Annotated in this window: 2 protein-coding genes; one reads left to right on the top strand and one right to left on the bottom strand. The window is 69.0% G+C overall.

The features are described 5' to 3' along the window. The first annotated feature begins 62 nt into the window (after positions 1-62). Positions 63-728, top strand: a complete 666-nt coding sequence (msrA, locus tag BFF77_RS28565) for a peptide-methionine (S)-S-oxide reductase MsrA (RefSeq protein ID WP_066955509.1) — start codon at positions 63-65, stop codon at positions 726-728. 80 nt (positions 729-808) lie between these two features. Here msrA and BFF77_RS28570 read toward each other — a convergent pair whose 3' ends face one another. After that, the gene (locus tag BFF77_RS28570; protein WP_066955513.1) at positions 809-2,452 is read right to left on the bottom strand and encodes a purine-cytosine permease family protein; all 1,644 of its coding nucleotides are present in this window, start codon (positions 2,450-2,452) and stop codon (positions 809-811) included. Positions 2,453-2,913 lie beyond the last annotated feature (461 nt).

Genomic DNA, 2,913 nt, shown 5'->3' on the forward strand with positions numbered 1-2,913 from the left:
CGGAATGTCCGGGGCGGCCGGTACGTTGTGAGAGCAGGACCCCACAGCCGAGGAGACCTGAGATGTTCCTGACCCGCCGCACCCCCGAGCTTCCCACCCCGGAAGAGACCCTGCCCGGCCGCCCCGAGCGCGGCTATCCGGTGCCCTCCCGCCACACGGTCCTCGGCAACCCCCTGCTCGGCCCGTATCCGCAGGGCCTGGAGGTCGCCGACTTCGGCCTGGGCTGTTTCTGGGGCGCCGAGCGCACGTTCTGGCAGCAGGAGGGCGTCTGGACGACGCTCGTCGGCTACCAGGGCGGCACCACGCCGAACCCGACCTACGAAGAGGTCTGCTCCGGCCTTACGGGCCACACCGAGGCGGTCCGCGTGGTCTACGACCCCAAGGTGATCTCGTACGCCGAGCTGCTGAAGCTCTTCTGGGAGTCCCACAACCCCACCCAGGGCTTCCGCCAGGGCAATGACGTGGGCACCCAGTACCGCTCCGCGGTCTACACCCACTCCCCCGCCCAGGCGGAGGCCGCGGACGCCTCCCGCGACGCCTACCAGCAGGTCCTGACCGGCTCCGGCCACGGCACGATCACCACGGAGATCCTCCCGTCGACGGGCCGCACCTTCTACCCGGCCGAGGACTACCACCAGCAGTACCTCGACAAGAACCCCGCGGGCTACTGCGGCCTCGGCGGCACGGGCGTCTCCTGCCCGATAGGCGTGGCGAAGACCCAGCCCTGACCACCCACCGCGGCCCCGGCTCCGACCGGCGGATGTTGCGCGGCGGAGCCCGGGGGGCGTGGCAGGTGCGGGCCTGTGTGTCAGGCGGGGGCGGCGGGGAGTACGTGGGTGCCTGATTTGTCCGTGCTCAGGCAGAGCGAGCAGACCACCGCGTCGTGCGTGCGGCACGCGGCCACGTCGGGGCGTTCGAACTGCTGGTGGCAGACGTGGCACTCGTACGGGACGGCGCTCGGGTTGCCGTCCGCGTCGAGCAGCGGTTCGGCGAGGCCGTCGTCGGTGCGCCGCAGGTAGTAGCGGCCCCTGGTGGCCACCGCCATCAGCGGCGTGAGGACGAACGCGATCAGGGCGGCGGCAACCGCCGAGTACGGTTGCAGCGCGTCGCCCAGGACGTGGAAGTACATGGCGATGGACAGTCCCGAGGCGGCGGTGAAGGCCACGACACCGACCGGGTTGACCGCGTACAGCATGCCCCGGCGGAACTCCGGTACGAGCGGCGAGAGTTTGAGCAGGTACTTGTTGACCATGATGTCGGTGGCGACGGTCACGACCCAGGCGATCGCGCAGTTGGAGTAGAAGCCCAGGATGGTGTTCAGGAAGCTGAACATGTCCGCTTCCATCAGGATCAGCGCGAACGCCAGATTGACCAGGACGAAGACCATCCGCCCCGGATAGTGCTTGGAGACGCGGGTGACGGAGTTGGTCCACGCCAGTGATCCCGAGTAGGCGTTGGTGACATTGATCTTGATCTGGCTGATCACGACAAGGACCACCGCCAGCGGGACGACCAGCCAGGACGGCATCATCGCGTCGAAGGCGCCACGGAACTGCTGGATGGGCTCGGTGGCGGCGGCCGGTCCCACCTCGGAGAGAACGTATACGGCGAGGAACACCCCCATGGCCTGCTTGAGCGCCCCGAGCACCACCCAGCCGGGACCGGCCATGACCACCGCCGCCCACCAGCTGCGCCGGTTCGCCTCGGTCCTGGGGGGCATGAAGCGCAAGTAGTCGATCTGCTCGCCGATCTGCGCGATCAGGGACAGGCACACTCCCGCGCCGAGCAGCACCGAGGCGGTGTTGACGGACCCCTCCCCGTCGGTACCGGCGTACGACAGCCACCGCTCCACCGTGCCCGGATCGGTGACGATCAGATAGATGAGCGGGCCCGCCATCAGCAGAAGCCATACGGGTGTCGTCCAGACCTGGAGCTTGCTGAGCGCCTTCATGCCGTAGACGACCAGGGGAATGACCATGACGGTGGAGACCAGATAGCCCGCCCACAGGGGCAGGCCCAGCCCCAGTTTCAGCCCTTGCGCCATGATCGAGCCTTCGAGGGCGAAGAAGATGAAGGTGAAACTGGCGAAGATGACACTGGTCAGGACCGAGCCGTAGTAGCCGAATCCGGAACCACGGGTGATCAGGTCCAGATCGATGTTGTACCGCGCGCCGTAGTACGCGAGCGGGAAACCGGTGACGAAGATGACGGCCGCGGCGAGGGCGATGGCGGCCAGCGCGTTGCCGGTGCCGTGGGTGAAGCCGATACCGGCGCCGATGGAGAAGTCGGCGAGGTACGCGATGCCGCCCAGCGCGGTGGTGGCCACGACCATGGGCGTCCAGCGGCGGTAACCGCGGGGCGCGAAGCGGAGGGTGTAGTCCTCAAGGGTCTCACTGGCGGCGGGGCCGACGGGAGACGCGTTGTCGTCGGAAGGCGCCGGGCGCCGGCCCATGGGACCGTCCGGACCCGCCGGATCGTCCGGACCCGCCGGACCCGTCCGTCCCGACCCCGTCTCCGGTGTCGCGGGCTCCTGACCGCTGCCGGGAGCTATCAGTTGTGGCTCGCTGCTCATGCCGCGCCTCCTGGGGAGAGTGAGGTGAGGACTGTTCAGGGCGGTGCTCATCACAGGTCGGGCAGGCCGCACGCGGAGTGCCGTGCGTGTCGTGCCGTGCATGGGTCGTACGCGAGAACCGTCCCCACGGCACAGAAGCCGCGACCGGCGGAAGGGGGGACGGGCGGAGAAGAGAAGGAGTAGGACGGAGTCGGACGGACCAGCCCTGCCATGTGCTTCGACCGGGCCGGACACTAGCCACCACCTGTTACCTGCCTGCGCTTCGCAGGTAAGGTCACCGTTTCCGCCGCCCACTCCCGCCCCCGGCGCGACACCCCGGCGCGCCCCAGGCACGCCCCAAC

It is taken from the genome of Streptomyces lushanensis (assembly GCF_001700515.1).
In the GTDB taxonomy this organism is placed as follows: Bacteria; Actinomycetota; Actinomycetes; order Streptomycetales; family Streptomycetaceae; genus Streptomyces; species Streptomyces lushanensis.